Consider the following 17,253-nt stretch of genomic DNA (forward strand, 5'->3'; position numbering starts at 1 on the left):
GCTAGCGTCTCTTTCGTATCGAACTGCAACGCCTTCAGCAGAGCAAGCCCTATCATGGAGGAAACGATGTCATCCATTCGTAGTGCCGAACAAACCTATCGCCAGTGGTCCAACCCGATCCTGCTTGAGCTCAAGGAGCGAGAACATCAACTGGCCCCCACAGACCGCCAGGCGTTGCAAAATATTTTGCTGGAAAGACGGCTGATCAACAGCGGTAATCCTTGCGGGGCAGATCGACGCAAGCCGGGATCGTTGGCAAATGACAAATATTGCTGAGTAAACCAAATCCATTGAGCTGATCAGGTTTTGCAGAGCAAAAAATAAGGGCTTGCATGAGAAATCTCATGCAAGCCCTTGATATTCATGGTGCCCGAAGCCGGAATCGAACCGGCACGCCCTTACGAGCGGGGGATTTTAAGTCCCATGCGTCTACCAGTTTCGCCATTCGGGCGGTAGCGCGGTGAATCAGAGGGTGGAAATATATACATCCCTTCCCGGTGAAGCAAGGACGCATTAGTGTTTTTCCAGACAAAATCGTACCGCCACTGAAAATAAAAAAGCTCCGTAAATCATGGATCTACGAAGCTTCTCTATGGCACTCACGGAAGTCGCCGTTGATAGAGCGCCTCAGAACCGAGAATCGTCGATAAAACCCTGCATATCGGGCTACCGCGCCCTTGGGACGCCAGTCGCGAATGACCGAGAAAGGCAATCTTCGACCAGGCTCATCTATTATCAGAGTTGGGCTATTGTGGTTTCGCAATGCACCTCCAAGCGCATATCCTTGTCCTGATATGAAATCCGTTCGGCCTGGTGTCGGCATTTGTGCTGCAGCATTTAAGGTTTGTTAATGAAGACGTCTACGAAGCCCTCACCCAATATTCCACAGCGCGGAGAGCTGACACCCAGCTCCCTGGACTTTCCCGTGGTTGGTATCGGCGCGTCTGCCGGCGGCTTGCAGGCGATCAAGTCATTTTTCGAACACATGCCCCATAACAATGGCATGGCCTTCGTCGTCATCCTTCATTTGTCGCCTGACCATCGAAGCATCGCCGACCGGATCATTCAGGAGGTCACCAAAATGCCGGTGCGGCAGGTGACTGAAACCGTCGCGATCGAAAAAAACACGGTTTACGTCATTTCCCCTGCCCACAGCCTGGCCATGAACGATGGCTACATTTGCGTGACGCCGTCCGATCGCAAGCCCGGGCTGCACACCGCTATCGATCTGTTTTTTCGGGACTTGGCCGACGTGCACAAGGAGCGCGCCTTTTGCCTGGTGCTTTCGGGCACGGGCTCTGACGGTGCGGTGGGCCTTTCGAGGATCAAGGAGCAAGGCGGTGTGACATTGGTCCAGGCGCCGGAAGATGCCGAATTCGATGGCATGCCCCGCGCCGCCATCGACACGCAAATGGTCGATTTGGTGCTGCCCGTCGTAGAGATGCCACAAAAGCTCATGGAGCTATGGCGCAACTCGCAGGCCATCACCCTGCCCACCAGCAACGACCCCGATTTCAGGATTATCGCTCCTCCTACCGAACGGGATGCCGTTGTCGCCGAGCAAATGCTGCAGGACATATTGCTGCAATTGCGTGCCGGAACCGGCCACGATTTCAAGCACTACAAACGTGCAACAGTACTGCGTCGAATTGAGCGCCGCCTGCAAGTCACAGCACAGCCAGACCTGGCCTCGTACTACGAATACCTGCAAGCACACCCGGAAGAAACCAAAGCCTTGCTGGGCGACATGCTGATCGGCGTGACCAATTTTTTCCGCGACCGCGAGGCATTTGAAGCACTGGAACGCGACGTCGTGCCCAACCTGCTGAAATCGCTGCAAGACGAACTGCCTCATCGAGAAGAAATTCGTGTCTGGTCGGCCGGTTGTTCCACCGGCGAAGAAGCCTACAGCCTGGCGATTCTACTGGCAGAGCAAATGACACTGGAGGCCAGCGCTGCCAAGCTGCAGGTTTTCGCCACCGACATCGATGATCGGGCCATCGCTTTCGGTCGCAATGGCGTCTATCCCGAAGCGATCATCACCGATGTTCCCCCTGCGCGCATGCGCCAGTATTTCACCCATGAAAATCAACACTATCGTGTCCGCAAGGAAATCCGCGAAAAGGTGCTGTTCGCCAAGCACAGCCTGTTGCTCGACCCGCCGTTTTCGCAAATTGACTTGATCGTATGCAGGAACCTGCTGATTTATCTCGATCGCGATGTGCAGCGAGACATCATGCAGATGTTTCATTTTGCCCTTCGACCAGGCGGCTATCTGTTTCTGGGCACATCGGAATCTGCTGACGGCTGTCTGGACCTGTTCACCCCCGTGGACAAGCGCAATCGCATTTTCCGCGCCAAGAGTGTCTCGACCAATACGCGTCGCACGCCGACCATGCCCCGTGGTGGCTACGCGCGGACCACCGTTGCCACCAGTCCGGTAGAAACGGTGGTCAAGCGCAAGGTTTCTTTCGCTGACATCCACCTCAGAGCGCTGGAAAAAGCCGCCCCACCGAGCATCATTGTCGATACCAACGCCAATATCCTGCACCTGAGTGAAGGCGCCGGGCGTTTTCTGCGCTATGTGGCCGGGGAAATATCGCGCAATCTCCTGACGCTGGCCCACCCCGACCTGCGCCTGGAAATTCGCACCACATTGTTTCAGGCCCATCAGACCGGCGTGGCGGTCACGTCGCGCAAAATCCGGATGGAACGCGAACAGCGCAAGTTCCTGGTCGACCTGACTGCGCATCCCTACAAGGATGATGCAACCGAAAACGAGTATGTGTTGGTGATCTTCGAAGAGCGCGAGGTCAACCCGCATGAGCCGGTCGATGTCGCCGCCGACCCGATGAAAAACCAGGTATTGACCAACCTTGAGCACGAACTGCAGCGCACCAAGCTGCATTTGCAGGAGACGATCGAACAGTCCGAAGTGTCCAGCGAGGAACTCAAGGCCTCCAACGAAGAAATGCAGGCCATCAACGAAGAACTGCGTTCGGCCACCGAAGAGCTGGAGACCAGCAAGGAAGAGCTGCAGTCGATCAACGAAGAGTTGCTGACGGTCAACTACGAACTCAAGACCAAAGTTGAAGAAACCGACAAGATCAACGACTACCTCACCAACCTGATTGCTTCGACTGACATTGCCACGGTGTTTGTCGACCGCAACATGCGTATCCGCTGGTTTACACCGCGGGCCACGGACATATTCAGCATGTTGCCCGTCGATACCGGGCGCTCGCTGATGGACATCACCCACCGGCTGGACTATCCGGAGATGGCCGAAGATGCAGCGACGGTATTCGACTCGCTAAACATGATCGAGCGGGAGATCAGCAGCAACGACCAGCGCTGGTACATCGCGCGCCTGCTGCCCTACCGTTCCAGTGAAGATCATATCGACGGTACGGTACTGACCTTCATCGACATCACCAAGCGTCGTGCCGCCGAAGACGAACTGCGCCTCGGTGAAGAGCGCATGCGTCTTGTGGCTGAAAGCACCCACGATTTCGCGATCATCCTGCTGGATATCAACGGGATGATCACCGACTGGAACACCGGTGCCGAGCTGATTTTCGGCTACAAGAAAAGCGAGGTGCTTGGTGCTTTTTACGACCTTATCTTCACTCCCGAGGACCGGGCCGAGGCAATCCCCGAATCGGAACTGCGTGCAGCGCGCGAGCACGGGCGCGGCGAAGATGAGCGCTGGCACCTGCGCAAGGATGGCAGCCGCTTCTATTGCAGTGGTGAAGTCACGTTACTCATGGGTGACAGTCTGCAAGGGTATGTGAAAATCGCCCGCGACCTGACCGGCCACAAACGCATCCACGACGAGCAAAGTCAGCAATTGGCTGAGACCCAAACGAACAGCCATCTCAAGGATGAGTTTTTCGCGGTGATGTCCCACGAACTCAAGCATCCGCTGAACCTCATCCAGCTCAACGCCGAACTGCTGCGTCGACTGCCAATGACCAAAACCGCCGGCCCGGCGATGAAAGCGGTCAACACGATCTGCGACGCCGTCTCCAGCCAGGCGCGCATCATCGATGACCTGCTGGACGTCGCCCGGGTGCGCACTGGCAAACTCAAGCTTAAAAGGCAGGCGGTGGACCTGGGAAGAATGCTGCAGGATGTGCACACCGTGGTGATCAACGACCAGCATCCGTGCACCGTTACCCTGAAAGTGCCGCAGCCACCGGAACCGCCGCTGGTGATTGATGCCGACCCTACTCGCCTGGAACAGATCATCTGGAACCTGGTGAACAATGCGCTGAAATTCACGCCCAGGGATGGTTGCGTCGAGCTGATTGCCCAGCGCGTCGAAAACATGGCACAACTGGACGTGATCGACAGCGGCGTTGGTCTTGAGCAGGGCAACCTGCATAAGGTTTTCGACCTGTTCAGCCAAGCGCAGAGCCAACATAACGCCCATCATCGCGAAGGCCTCGGCATCGGTCTTTCGCTGGTGCGACAACTGGTTGAGGCCCACGGCGGCTCGGTGAGCGTGCACTCCGAAGGCATGGGACGCGGCTGCACCTTCACCGTCCGCCTGCCACTTTGCCAGCCTCACCAGCACACTGACGACCAGCCCAAGGTGTCGAATGAGTCAGGGCGCCTGCTTGGCCAAAAGATCATGCTGGTAGAAGACTCCCAGGACGTGATGGAAGTCCTGCAAATGTTGCTGGAGATGGAAGATGCGCATGTGGAGGCCTTCAGCGACCCGTTATTGGCGCTTCAGGCGGCGAAGGATGGCAATTATGACGTGATTATTTCGGACATTGGCATGCCGGTCATGAATGGCCACGAATTCATCCAGGCCATTCGCCAGATCGCTCATCTGAAACACACACCAGCCATTGCCCTGACGGGTTATGGCACCGCCAATGACCAGAAAAAAGCCAGGCAATCGGGCTTCAATTACCACGTGAGCAAACCGGTTTCACATGATGACTTCATCGACATCATTGGCGAAGCGTGCACGGCGCGGCCTTATTGAGTGACCCGCGGATTGGAAACAACCTGCAGCAGTCGACATCACCGACTGCTGCAGGTTGGCAATAACCGGCTTTCTCGCGGACAATAAAAAACCCCGTAGATCATCGATCTACGGGGTTGATTATTAGTGGAGGCCGAGGTCGGAATCGAACCGGCGTAGGCGGATTTGCAATCCGCTGCATAACCATTTTGCTACTCGGCCTCAAAACATTTGCTGTCAGTAGCGCGACATCAAATGCGTACAAACTTGGAGCGGGAAACGAGACTCGAACTCGCGACCCCGACCTTGGCAAGGTCGTGCTCTACCAACTGAGCTATTCCCGCGTCTTGGTGTGGCGCATTCTATAGAATCCAGAAGCCCCGTCAACCCCTTGATTCAAAAAAGTTTTATTTCTTTTCAACGTCGGTCTTCAGATGCGGCCAGGCAGCCCGCAGGTACTGGACCATGGACCACAATGTCAGGCCGGCAGAGACCATCAGCAAGGCATAACCCAACAGAACCCAGAAGCTGAAGTCCGACGGATTGGCCAGCAGAATCACCAGCGCCAGCATTTGCGCGGCAGTTTTCCATTTGCCCAGGTTCGACACGGCTACGTGAGCACGAGCGCCGAGTTCGGCCATCCATTCCCGCAGGGCCGAGACAACGATCTCACGACCAATAATGACCGCAGCCGGCAGCGTGAGCCACAGGTTGCCGTGTTCCTGCACCAGCAGCACCAGCGCAACGGCCACCATCAGCTTGTCCGCAACGGGATCCAGAAAGGCCCCGAATGGCGTGCTTTGCTCCAGCCGGCGAGCGAGATACCCGTCCAGCCAGTCTGTGGCGGCAGCAAATGCGAAGACCGAGGCAGACGCCAGGTAACTCCAGTGGTAAGGCAGATAAAACAGCAAAATGAAGATCGGTATGAGCAGGACGCGTAGAACGGTAATCAGATTAGGGATATTCATCGGCACAACTGGCTACGAGGTGAGGGGGCATTCTACTCGCTGTGCAGATTTGCATAAATCAACTCTGCAAGCTTTTTACTGATCCCGGGAGCTTTGGCGATCTCTTCGATGCTGGCACGAGACAGCTCCTGCAATCCACCAAAATGTTTCAATAAATCGCGACGGCGTGTCGGCCCTACTCCGGCGACCCCTTCAAGCGTAGACGTTCGGCGGGTTTTGCCACGTCGGGCGCGGTGCCCGGTAATGGCGAAACGGTGGGCTTCGTCACGTATCTGCTGGATCAAATGCAATGCAGGAGAGTCACCGCGCAAGGTGAATTCGTGGGCGGCATCGTTGAGGTACAGCGTTTCGAAACCCGCCTTGCGCGTTGCGCCTTTGGCGACACCCAGCAGGATCAGGTCAGGCACCGCCAGTTCGTTGAGCACGTCACGCGCCATGGACAACTGCCCTTTGCCGCCATCGACCAGCAGAATGTCCGGCAGCTTGCCCTCCCCGTCCTTCAGCTTGCTGAAGCGCCGCGTGAGTGCCTGATGCATCGCCGCGTAGTCATCGCCTGCGGTGACGCCTTCGATATTGTAGCGACGGTAGTCGGCCTTGATCGGCCCTTCAGGACCGAATACCACACACGATGCCACCGTCGCTTCGCCGCTGGAATGGCTGATGTCATAGCACTCCAGGCGCTGCGGCGGCTCGTCCAGTTTCAGCACGTCGGCCAGCGCATCGAAGCGCGCCGTAATGTGCTGACGATTGGCCAGACGTGCGCCCAGGGCCTGTTCGGCATTCGTCACCGCCAATTGCTGCCAGCGCGCTCGCGTGCCACGCACCCGGTGACTGATGGTCAGCTCGCGACCACGAAGCTCTTCGATGGCTGCAATCAGTGTCGGGAAGTCGTCATGAACCACGTTGACGATCAATTCGCTCGGCAAGTCGCGCTCAGGACTGCTGATGAAGTACTGGCCAAGAAACGCCGCCATCACCTCAGACACGTCTTCTTCAATACCGACTTGCGGGAAGAAGTTCTTGCTCCCCAGTACCCGCCCGCCACGCACACTGATCAAGTGGACGCAGGCGCCCCCCGGGTTGACGAACGCCGCGATCACATCGACGTCACCGCTTCCGCCTTCCATGCTCTGCTGATCCTGAACCCGTCGCAGCAGCGCGATCTGGTCGCGCAACTCGGCGGCGCGCTCGAACTCGAGATTAATCGCCGCTTCTTCCATGCCGGCGGACAACTCATCGGCCAGCGCATTGCTGCGGCCTTCGAGAAACATCACCGAGTGCCGCACATCTTCGGCGTACACCTCAGGTTCCACCAACCCGACACAGGGCGCCTTGCAGCGCTTGATCTGATACTGCAAACAAGGACGGGTGCGATTCTTGTAGTAGCTGTCTTCGCACTGGCGAACGAAAAACGCCTTTTGCAGCAGGCTGAGGCTTTCGCGAATGGCCCCTGCGCTGGGATACGGGCCGAAATACTTGCCCTTGGCTTTTTTCGCGCCCCGATGAATGCTCAACCGCGGGAACTGGCCGTCCGAGAGAAAAACGTAAGGGTACGATTTGTCGTCGCGCAGCAGGATATTGTACGGCGGGCGCCATTCCTTGATCAGCGTCTGCTCAAGCAACAGGGCTTCGGTTTCGTTGGCGGTGATGGTCGTTTCGACCTGGGCGATTCGCGCTACCAAGGCTGCGGTCTTGGGCGCGAGTCCGGTTTTGCGAAAGTAGCTCGACAGGCGATTTTTAAGATTCTTGGCCTTGCCGACGTAGAGCAGGCGTGCATCGCTGTCGAACATGCGATACACACCCGGACGCCCACTCACGGTTGACAGGAAGGCGCCTGGATCAAAGGAATCGGTCATTTTTACTCAGAGACTGGCATCGACCATGCCGTGACGTACCGCCAACAGCGTCAACTCGACATCACTGCTGATCGAAAGCTTTTCGAAGATGCGGTAACGATAGGTATTAACGGTTTTAGGCGACAGGCACAACTTGTCGGAAATGATTTGTACTTTCTGGCACCCGACGATCATCAAGGCGATCTGGATTTCCCGCTCGGACAAGGCATCGAACGGTGAATCGTTGGTCGGCTGGAACGACTTGATCGCCAGTTGCTGGGCGATTTGCGGGCTGATGTAACGTTGACCGGCGAAGACCAGGCGGATGGCCTGAACCATTTCCGGCAAACCGGCGCCCTTGGTCAGATAGCCTGCCGCACCTGCTTGTAAAAGCCGTGTCGGGAACGGGTCTTCCTCGCACACCGTGACTGCAACGACTTTGATGTCCGGATGGCTGCGCAACAATTTGCGAGTGGCTTCGAGGCCGCCGATGCCAGGCATTTTGACATCCATCAACACCACATCGGGCTTGAGCTCGCGCGCCTTGAGCAGGGATTCTTCACCTGATTCAGCCTGGCCGACCACTTGCAGGCCATCGATGTCAGCCAGCATTCGTGTAATGCCTGTACGCACGAGATCATGGTCATCGACTACTAGCACCCTAATCAAGCAGACACCTCGCGATATGGTCTTATTGGGTTGCCGACACCTTAGCAAAAAGCATGTGGCAGACCTAGCGGAAAGCAGCATATAAAAAGTTTCAATACATCTTGAAAGGCTTGTGGCATACGCGTTTCAGCGATGCGGGCGCGGAACGTTTCGCTGCATCCTCAGGAAACAGTCATCCGTACCCACCACTTGTAGTCCTTTTCTTTCATACAATGCCCGTGCCGGATTGTTTTCAAACACGGTCAAGCGCAATGCCGGACGTCGTTCCACGCACGCCAGAGCAAAAACCTGGTCGATCACCCAGGATCCCGCCCCCTGCCCCCGAAATGCTTCGCCAATGTGCAATTCGCGGATGTACAAAGCCCTGGCGTCTCGACTCAAGCTGACATACCCGAGCCGAACGTTGTCACTCACAATCAAACGGTTGTCACGCCCCGCCCAAGCCACATCGAACGCTTCGTCTTGCCACAACAGATTGTGCTGAATGTAATAGCGCAACAGGTTGCTGCAGGTCAGGTTACGCGCATATTCGAGGTCACGTTCGTTGGCTGTTTGCCATTCAAGCTTCATTGAACCTCCGTGACTGCTTTGGCGGCCGGTTCACTTCTTCAATGTGGCAGCGAGTTGTTTCGATCATGACGTCTGGTTCATCCTGGCGAAGCGGTTTTATGGCTCAAACGCGAAGTGTGTCACAACCTCAGGGCTGCTCAACCGATAGAAAGCGCCAGTGATGAGCAATAGCATTTTCTGATTGAATCCTCGCACCAGCCTCTAGTAAGCTCGGTGCATCCATTGGAGTCAGACCATGTCAAACGCCCTTTCACAGCTTTCCTCCGCCAGCGCACTGCGCTCGGTCGCGGCTGCCCGGGTGAACGACGTTTGCGCTCCGATCAACTTTTATTTTGGGTATTGGTTTAGCCACTGGCGCGCCTGATACCCACACGGCGCCCACTTCAAACGGGTCGCCACCAGAGAATTCTCAACCCCCGGTCGGCCTCCCGACCGGGGGTTTTGTTTTTTAAGCCCCATTAATTTTTGCGACATACCAGACATTCAGAGGATCCAGAACATGAACTACGCCACTTATTACCGTTACGACAGTTTTACCGCCTGGCGATTTACCACCCTCCGCTCGGGACAGCCTGCCGCCTCCGATCGGTCACCCACAGGTGGCAAGCACACACACGTAGCCAAACCGGCCAATTGTCGAACACCCCAGTAGGGCCGAGTGCGCGGGAATGAACCCGCCGCCCGCCCAGGAAGCCTGAACATGAATTCGTCCGTCTCTGCTCTGCCACTGTCCACCCTGAGTCCGGCCAATGAGGCATTGACCCTGCGTCTGCCCAGCTCATTGCAGCTCAAACAGCAGTTGCCGCTTACCAATGCCCTGACCCAACAAGTCGCTGCCCACCGCCAGGCGGTTCGCGCGATTCTCAATGGCGAAGACTCTCGCCTGCTGGTCATAGTTGGCCCCTGCTCGATTCACGACCCACAATCGGCGCTCGAATACGCTGGCAACCTGGCCCGCCTGGCGGCCGACGTCAGCGATGAAATGCTGCTGGTGATGCGCGCCTACGTTGAAAAACCCCGCACCACAGTCGGCTGGAAAGGCCTCGCGTACGATCCGTACCTCGATGGCAGCGACGACATGGCCGCCGGCCTGACCTTGTCCCGCGAACTGATGCGCGAAATGCTCCAACTGGGTTTACCGGTGGCCACTGAGCTGCTGCAACCGATGGCAGCCGGTTACTTCGATGACCTGCTCAGCTGGGTCGCCATCGGCGCCCGCACCACTGAGTCGCAAATCCATCGGGAGATGGCCAGCGGCTTGAGCATGCCGGTCGGTTTCAAGAACGGCACTGACGGTGGTGTAGCCGTGGCCAGTGATGCCATGCGCTCGGCCGCCCATCCGCACCGGCATTTCGGCGTCGACAGCCAGGGACATCCCGCGATCATCCAGACCCCGGGCAACGCCGATACGCATCTGGTTTTGCGCGGAGGCCATCATGGACCGAACTACGACCGCACCAGTGTGCCCAAGGTGCACAACGACTTGACCAGGTTGAAAATCCCCGCACGGATCATGGTCGATTGCAGCCACGCCAACAGCAGCAAAGACCCGCTGCGCCAGCCCGCGGTGTTCAACGACGTACTGGAACAACGCCTGCAAGGTGACCGCTCGCTGATCGGCATGATGATCGAAAGCCATTTGTTCGAGGGTTGCCAGCCACTGAGTGCGTCGTTGAAATATGGCGTGTCGATCACCGACGGCTGTTTGGGGTGGAACGGGACGGAAGAACTGCTGCGACAGGCAGCACGACGCCTGCGCGCGCAGCGCACCAAACCGTAACCGGCCCGTCGTTCACCAACCAGTCTTCACGTCCGACTGGTTGGTGACCAGCACCTCTAGGCGCGCACCTGTACCGTCATCACGGCTGACTGCTGACTGACATCGTCAAGTCGCTCAACTGAGTAGGCAATCCGGATCGTCGTGTCCCGATGCTCCCGCCAGAATCTGTACGGCACGATGAACACCAGTGGCTCGCCGACCATTTCCCTGGTTATCTCGCGGTCATCGCGATGATTGAAATAGTCGCCATCGCACTTCAGGTACACCAACTCGCCTTCTTCAACCCGAGCGTCATTGATCACGACGGTAATGCCATCGATCGCAGCCTGCAGGTCCAGCCGGCCCTCATCAGCCTCAAGCACCAACGGTGGCAAAAGAGGCTGGCGCGACAGCGGCCCGATCAGCAATTGAACCGATTCAGAGTATCGAGGGGCGTGACCTGTTTGCTGGACGCAATAGCTGAGCGTCACGTTGCTCCCCAGATTGGGAGCGATACAGTCCGGGTGGATCCAGAAGGACAGCTCACTGCCCACGGCAAATGACTCGACCTTCAGCGTATCGTTGAAACTCGCTTGCGCAGAAATACCAGCCCAGGCCAACAGGATTCGATCGCCTTCGGCCATCCGGGCATAGGGCCTGATCGTGACGAGAATGCCTTCGGGCACGCGATCAGGGTCGATCGTCCCGCCAACGGCATCGACCGCAATCGGTGGCAGCAAATCCGGATTGACGTCGCCCACGTCCAACTGCAAACGCGATGAGTTCACGGGCACCGCGCGCCCGGCACGTTGCAACGTATGGAAAACTTCCAGGCTTCCCCCGTCGAGTGCCGCGATGTGCACCGCCGGCACGACGAATACCACGTCGTAGCCAACCTGTTCTTCGCTGACAAACCGAGTCATCTGATGCTTGTATACAAGCCCTTCGACGTCCAGGCCCTCCCAGTTCAAAAGCAATTTGTCGCCACAGGCCATGCCCGGATACGGCTTGATCCTGACGACGGCACGTTTTTGAAAGGGGTCGAGTACCGCGTTTTCCACCGGTTCAAGCAACGGTGGCGGTAATAAATGCAAGGAAATGCTTGCTTCGTGAGAGGTCATTTGAGGGTTCCGATCCGTGGAATCAGCGTCACCTTGGGGTCAAGGCAACCAACGGAGCCTATTGAACCCGATGCCAGCCATTTGCGATGCCGGAGATCGTCTTTGCAGGAGAGGAAAAAGGACACGCGTGAAGTAGGTCGTTGATCATCGAAGCTCGGGACTTGCTGAAAAGATGTCTGGATATTCCGATCAAGGCTTCGCACACGTCCGAGCTTTCGTACGCTTTCTATTCCGTTTTCATCAACTTACAGCGGTTTTTTCATACATCGCGCGCCCATCCGAGTGTTTTAGAGTGAGGCTCATGGCACCTCCTTAACTCCCTGAAAAAGGTAAATGCGATGCAACGGAATGCGAACACCCATTATCCAATTCTGCTGGTCCATGGACTTTTCGGCTTTGACCGGATCGGTCCGTTCGAGCTCTTTCACGATGTGAAACAGACACTCAGAAGCGAAGGCGCCAGAGTTTTCGTGCCGTATTTATCGGCCACCCACTGCAATGAGGCACGGGGCGAGCAACTGCTGGCACAGATTCAACGGGTGCTGGAAGGCACAGGCGCGGGCAAAGTCAATCTGATCGGTCACAGTCAGGGCGCACTCGCTGCTCGCTACGCTGCGGCGGTTGCACCACAGTCGGTTGCTTCGGTGACATCCGTCAGTGGGCCGAACCATGGGTCGGAACTGGCCGACTTTCTGCGCAAGGCGCTTGAACCGGGATGTTTGCCGGAACAGGTCGCTGAAACGGTCGCCACGTTGTTCGCAGGCTTCCTGTCCTTGCTAAGCGGCCACCATCGCCTTCCGCAGAACGCCATCGCCGCGCTCAATGCCCTGACCACAACTGGCGTAGGGGCATTCAACGACAAATACCCTCAAGGGTTGCCAAAAACCTGGGGTGGCAAGGGTCGGGAATTGGTCAATGGCGTGCGTTATTACTCCTGGAGCGGCGTCCTGCCGGACAATGCCCTGGATGAAGGAATGAACGCCCTTGATCCGTTCCACGGTTTCCTGCGGGCGTTTTCGCGATACTTCATCACTGAAGCCGAGCAAAACGATGGCATGGTTGGCCGCTACAGTTCGCATCTGGGGACGATTATCCGATCCGATTACCCGCTGGATCATCTGGCGGTCATCCGCCCGTCAGCCGGTATCTTCACGAAAAGCATCGACCCGATCGATCTATACGTACAACACGCTGCACGCCTGAAAAAAGCCGGACTATAAAAAGCACCCGCCGTCGAGGCCGTATGGAACGGAACTTTGAGAAGAAATCGTCCACTGAATCCGGTAGGCTCACCACTTTACAGAATATTGAAAGGAGTATTTCCCCATGGCTAAAGCCACTGCCCGCCACATCCTCGTTGCCAGCGAAGCCAAGTGCAACGAACTCAAAGCGCAAATCGAGGCTGGCGCAGATTTCGCCGAAGTCGCCAAGGCCAACTCCACCTGCCCTTCCAGCCGCCAGGGTGGTGACCTGGGTTCGTTCGGTCCTGGCCAGATGGTCAAGGAGTTCGACACCGTGGTATTCAGCGCGCCGATCAATGTCGTGCAAGGCCCGGTGAAGACCCAGTTCGGTTATCACCTGCTGGAAGTGACCAGCCGTCAGGACTGATCGACGCCTGATGCCTCTTACGCAACGGCCCGCCTTTTTGGTGGGCCGTTGTGCTTCAACTGCGTAATACGGCTGGCGAGGGACGCGCCGCTAGCGTACAAATTGTGGTTATCGACCACCCGGCTCTAAGGCTGACAATGCGACTGGCTTTCCCAACTTTGTTATTCACTGCCATGGCCCTGCTGATCGGCGCGGCTGGTGTGAACGCCGCACCGCAACATGCGTTGACCGTCTACGGCGAACCGGCCAAGTACCCTGCCGGGTTCAGCCACTTTGCCTACACCAATCCGCAAGCCCCCAAAGGCGGGACGATGCGCCGTTCGGCCATCGAGATCGGGCATTTCGACCATGTCTTGCCCTACATCGACAAGGGCATTGGCGTCTCGCAGATCGACGGCCTGCTTTACTCGCCGTTGGCTCAGCGCTCGCTGGACGAGCCTTATACGGTGTACGGCCTGGTGGCGCAGAAGATGGAGCGTTCCGATGACGGATTGTCCCTGCGCTTCTACCTCAACCCCAAGGCGCGTTTCGCCGACGGCAAACCGATCACCGCGCAAGATGTGCGCTACACCTTCGACTTGCTGATGACCCAGGGCAGCCTGCGTTATCGCACGCAATTCGCCGACGTCAAAGGCGTCGAGGTGGAGTCGCCACTGACCGTGCGCTTCGACTTCAAGAACAACGAAAACCGCACGCTTCCTCTGGACATCGCCACCCTGCCGGTGTTTCCCGAGCATTGGTGGAAAACCCGCGATTTCGCCGGTGGCGGCGGTTATGAGCCGCCACTGGGCAGCGGTCCCTATAAAGTGGGCAAGGTCGATTCCGGGCGCAGCATTACTTTCGAGCGCAACGCCGACTGGTGGGGCAAGGATCTGCCGGTCAGCCGCGGCCTGTACAATTTCGATCGTTTCAGCATCGAATACTTCGGCGACACCGACGTTGCCCGTCAGGTCTTGCGGGGCGGTGCCTACGACTACAACCGCGAGTTTTCCGCCACCGGCTATTCCATCGGTTACGAGAGCCCGGCCTTGAGCGATGGACGACTGCAAAAGGCTCACCTGGCCACCGAAGCGCCGCAACCGTCCCAGGGCTTTGTGTTCAATCTGCAAAAACCGATGTTCCAGGACCGCCGCGTACGCCAGGCGCTGGTCATGCTGTGGGATTTCGAATGGAGCAACCGGCAGATGATGCGCAACATGTACATCCGCCAGCAGAGCTTCTTCTCCAACACCGATCTCGCGGCCCGGCAACTGCCGGATGCTGGCGAACTGGCGATTCTCGAGCCGTTGCGCGGGCAGATCCCGGACGAAGTGTTTACCAAGGTATTCGAGGCACCGAAAACCGATGGCAGCGGCATCATTCGCGACAAACAGTTGCAAGCCCTTGACCTGCTCGAACAGGCCGGATGGACACCCAAAGGCGATCAGCTGGTCAACGCCGACGGCGAGCCGCTGAGCTTCACGTTCCTGGTCAGCCAGAACGGCATGGATCGCTTGCTGCTGCCCTACAAGCGTACCCTCAAGCAAATCGGTATCGACCTGAATATCCGGCGCATCGATTCGTCACAGTACGTCAACCGTCTGATGAGTCGCGACTACGACATGATTGTCACCGGTTACCCGGTGACAACTTCCCCGGGCGGCGAGCTGTTCAACTACTTCGGTTCAGCCGCGGCCACTGATTCCGGCTCCAACAACTACATGGTGCTGAAAAACCCGGCAGTGGATACGCTCATTACCGGGCTGGTTCGGGCGAACACCCAGGCCGACATGTTGCGTTATGCCCATGCGCTGGACCGGGTGCTGCAATGGAACTACTACTGGATTCCCAACTATTACCCGCCAGGAACATCCACCGTGTGGTGGAACCGCTTCGGCATACCGAATGTGCAGGCCAGCAATGACGAAGCCATCGAAAGCTGGTGGGAAATGAGCACCACGCCGCTGACCAACCAGGAAATGACCGCCGAGCGTATCCGCCGCGGCAAACCCGGAGGACCGCATTGATGTGGGGCTACATTCTGCGGCGGTTGCTGCTGATCATTCCGACGCTGGTGATCATTCTTCTGGTCAACTTCGTTATCGTCCAGGCCGCACCGGGCGGGCCGGTGGAACAGGCTATCGCGCACTTGCAGGGCATCGGCGGCGCCAGTGTCGGCGGCAGTTCCAGCGAGGCCATGAGCAGCTCCCGAGCCAGCCGTGGCCTCGATCCGCAACTGATCAAGGACATCGAAAAACAGTACGGCTTCGACAAGCCTGCGCACGAACGCCTGTGGCTGATGCTGACCAGTTACGCGAGACTGGATTTCGGCAAGAGCTTTTTCCGCGGTGCCACGGTCACCGACCTGATCCTGCAGAAAATGCCGGTGACCATTTCCCTCGGCCTCTGGGCAACCTTGATCACTTATCTGGTATCGATCCCGCTGGGCATCCGCAAGGCCGTGCACCACGGCAGTCATTTCGATATCTGGAGCAGTACCGCAATCATCATCGGCTACGCGATGCCGGCGTTTCTCTTCGCCATGTTCCTGATCGTGGTTTTTGCCGGCGGCACGTCACTGAACTGGTTCCCGGTGCGCGGGCTGGTGTCGGACAACTTCGAGTCGCTGACGACCCTGGGCAAAATTGCCGACTATTTCTGGCACCTGGTTTTGCCGGTGACGTCGCTGGTGATCGGCGGTTTCGCGACCCTGACCATCCTGACCAAAAACTCGTTCCTCAATGAAATCACCCGCCAGTACGTGGTCACCGCCCGCGCCAAAGGCTTGAGCGAACGCCGCGTGCTGTACGGCCACGTCTTCCGCAACGCCATGTTGCTGGTGGTGTCAGGGATTCCCCAGGCGTTCATCAGCGTGTTTTTTGCCGGCTCACTGCTGATCGAAGTGATCTTCTCTCTGGACGGCCTGGGCCGCATGAGCTACGAAGCGGCCGTTTCACGAGACTATCCGGTGGTGTTCGGCTCGCTGTTCATCTTCACCCTGTTCGGTCTATTGATAAAACTGGTGGGTGACCTGTGCTACACCCTGGTCGATCCGCGCATCGACTTCGCCGCGAGGAACGCCTGATGTTCAAGCTTTCACCTTTAGGCCGACGTCGTTTCGAGCGTTTCAAGAAAAACCGCCGTGGCTGGTGGTCGCTGTGGTTGTTTGTCGGGTTGTTTTTGCTGACCCTGGGTGGCGAGCTGATCGCCAATGACAAACCGCTGGTAGTCAGTTACCAGGGCTCGTTGTATTTCCCTGTCTTCAAGCGCTACACCGAGCAGGAGTTCGGCGGTCAACTGCCGTTCCAGGCCGATTACCGTAGCGACTATGTGCAGCAACTGATCAAGAAAGACGGCGGATGGCTGCTGTTCCCGCCGGTTCCCTTCAGTGATGACACGCCTAACTATGACCTGAACAAACCCGCACCGAGCCCGCCTTCGCACGTCAACTGGCTGGGCACCGACGATCAGGCCCGGGACGTCCTGGCCCGGGTTATTTTTGGCGCTCGGGTGTCGATTCTGTTTGCCTTGATGCTGACCGTTGTCAGTGCACTGATCGGCATCGCCGCGGGCGCCTTGCAAGGCTATTACGGTGGTTGGGTGGATTTGCTCGGGCAGCGGTTGCTGGAAGTCTGGTCCGGGCTGCCGGTGCTGTACTTGCTGATTATTCTGTCGGGGTTCGTCGAACCGAATTTCTGGTGGCTGCTGGGGATCATGGCGCTGTTTTCCTGGCTGGCGCTGGTGGACGTGGTGCGCGCCGAGTTCC

The 17,253-nt window shown here is 57.5% G+C and carries 13 protein-coding genes and 3 tRNA genes; 8 read left to right on the top strand and 8 right to left on the bottom strand.

Annotated features, from left to right (window positions below):
* The first annotated feature begins 66 nt into the window (after window positions 1-66).
* A complete protein-coding gene (locus tag D8U18_RS18340) occupies window positions 67-276 on the top strand; it encodes a hypothetical protein (protein WP_056852780.1) in 210 nt (69 codons plus the stop codon).
* Window positions 277-364: 88 nt separating this feature from the next.
* On the opposite strand, the gene D8U18_RS18345 is transcribed toward D8U18_RS18340, so the two are convergent.
* Window positions 365-451, bottom strand: a tRNA-Leu gene (locus D8U18_RS18345).
* 399 nt (window positions 452-850) lie between these two features.
* Between D8U18_RS18345 and D8U18_RS18350 the strand changes: the two genes are divergently transcribed.
* Entirely contained in the window at window positions 851-4,999 is a 4,149-nt protein-coding gene (locus D8U18_RS18350; RefSeq protein WP_131108138.1) for a CheR family methyltransferase, read from the top strand.
* Window positions 5,000-5,126: 127 nt separating this feature from the next.
* Here the strand turns inward: D8U18_RS18350 and D8U18_RS18355 are convergent.
* The 6 genes from D8U18_RS18355 to D8U18_RS18380 all read right to left on the bottom strand — a co-directional run bounded on the left by D8U18_RS18355 (window position 5,127) and on the right by D8U18_RS18380 (window position 9,020).
* A tRNA-Cys gene (locus tag D8U18_RS18355) sits at window positions 5,127-5,200 on the bottom strand.
* 46 nt (window positions 5,201-5,246) lie between these two features.
* Window positions 5,247-5,322 (bottom strand) — tRNA-Gly (locus D8U18_RS18360).
* A gap of 63 nt (window positions 5,323-5,385) precedes the next feature.
* Window positions 5,386-5,946: a CDP-diacylglycerol--glycerol-3-phosphate 3-phosphatidyltransferase gene (gene pgsA, locus D8U18_RS18365; RefSeq protein WP_056852782.1), complete on the bottom strand. Its 561-nt coding sequence runs from the start codon at window positions 5,944-5,946 to the stop codon at window positions 5,386-5,388.
* A gap of 32 nt (window positions 5,947-5,978) precedes the next feature.
* Entirely contained in the window at window positions 5,979-7,802 is a 1,824-nt protein-coding gene (gene uvrC / locus D8U18_RS18370) for an excinuclease ABC subunit UvrC (RefSeq protein ID WP_056852783.1), read from the bottom strand.
* Between the two features lie 6 nt (window positions 7,803-7,808).
* Entirely contained in the window at window positions 7,809-8,450 is a 642-nt protein-coding gene (gene uvrY / locus D8U18_RS18375) for a UvrY/SirA/GacA family response regulator transcription factor (protein WP_008015884.1), read from the bottom strand.
* Window positions 8,451-8,576: 126 nt separating this feature from the next.
* Window positions 8,577-9,020 carry a GNAT family N-acetyltransferase gene (locus tag D8U18_RS18380; RefSeq protein ID WP_130903408.1) on the bottom strand — a complete coding sequence of 148 codons (444 nt, stop codon included), beginning with the start codon at window positions 9,018-9,020 and terminating at the stop codon, window positions 8,577-8,579.
* 700 nt (window positions 9,021-9,720) lie between these two features.
* On the opposite strand from D8U18_RS18380, the gene D8U18_RS18385 reads away from it, so the two are divergent.
* Window positions 9,721-10,800, top strand: coding sequence for a 3-deoxy-7-phosphoheptulonate synthase (locus D8U18_RS18385; RefSeq protein WP_131108139.1), 1,080 nt, complete (start codon window positions 9,721-9,723; stop codon window positions 10,798-10,800).
* Window positions 10,801-10,856: 56 nt separating this feature from the next.
* Here D8U18_RS18385 and D8U18_RS18390 read toward each other — a convergent pair whose 3' ends face one another.
* Window positions 10,857-11,900 (bottom strand): hypothetical protein, encoded by a 1,044-nt coding sequence (locus D8U18_RS18390; protein ID WP_130903410.1) that lies wholly within the window; start codon window positions 11,898-11,900, stop codon window positions 10,857-10,859.
* A gap of 338 nt (window positions 11,901-12,238) precedes the next feature.
* Between D8U18_RS18390 and D8U18_RS18395 the strand changes: the two genes are divergently transcribed.
* From D8U18_RS18395 to D8U18_RS18415, 5 genes are all read left to right on the top strand, one after another.
* A complete protein-coding gene (locus tag D8U18_RS18395; protein WP_130903411.1) occupies window positions 12,239-13,120 on the top strand; it encodes a triacylglycerol lipase in 882 nt (293 codons plus the stop codon).
* Window positions 13,121-13,226: 106 nt separating this feature from the next.
* On the top strand, window positions 13,227-13,508 hold the full coding sequence (locus D8U18_RS18400) for a peptidylprolyl isomerase (RefSeq protein ID WP_007984657.1): 282 nt from the start codon (window positions 13,227-13,229) through the stop codon (window positions 13,506-13,508).
* A 137-nt stretch (window positions 13,509-13,645) separates the two neighbouring features.
* The gene (locus tag D8U18_RS18405) at window positions 13,646-15,514 is read left to right on the top strand and encodes an extracellular solute-binding protein (protein WP_130931380.1); all 1,869 of its coding nucleotides are present in this window, start codon (window positions 13,646-13,648) and stop codon (window positions 15,512-15,514) included.
* Window positions 15,514-16,572, top strand: coding sequence for a microcin C ABC transporter permease YejB (gene yejB / locus D8U18_RS18410; RefSeq protein WP_131108140.1), 1,059 nt, complete (start codon window positions 15,514-15,516; stop codon window positions 16,570-16,572). Before D8U18_RS18405 ends, yejB begins: the two co-directional genes overlap by 1 nt.
* A partial coding sequence (locus D8U18_RS18415; RefSeq protein WP_131108141.1) for an ABC transporter permease occupies window positions 16,572-17,253 on the top strand: 682 nt, incomplete at its 3' end. The genes yejB and D8U18_RS18415, both read left to right, overlap by 1 nt.

This window comes from Pseudomonas sp. Sample_10, assembly GCF_004321495.1.
GTDB lineage: Bacteria > Pseudomonadota > Gammaproteobacteria > Pseudomonadales > Pseudomonadaceae > Aquipseudomonas.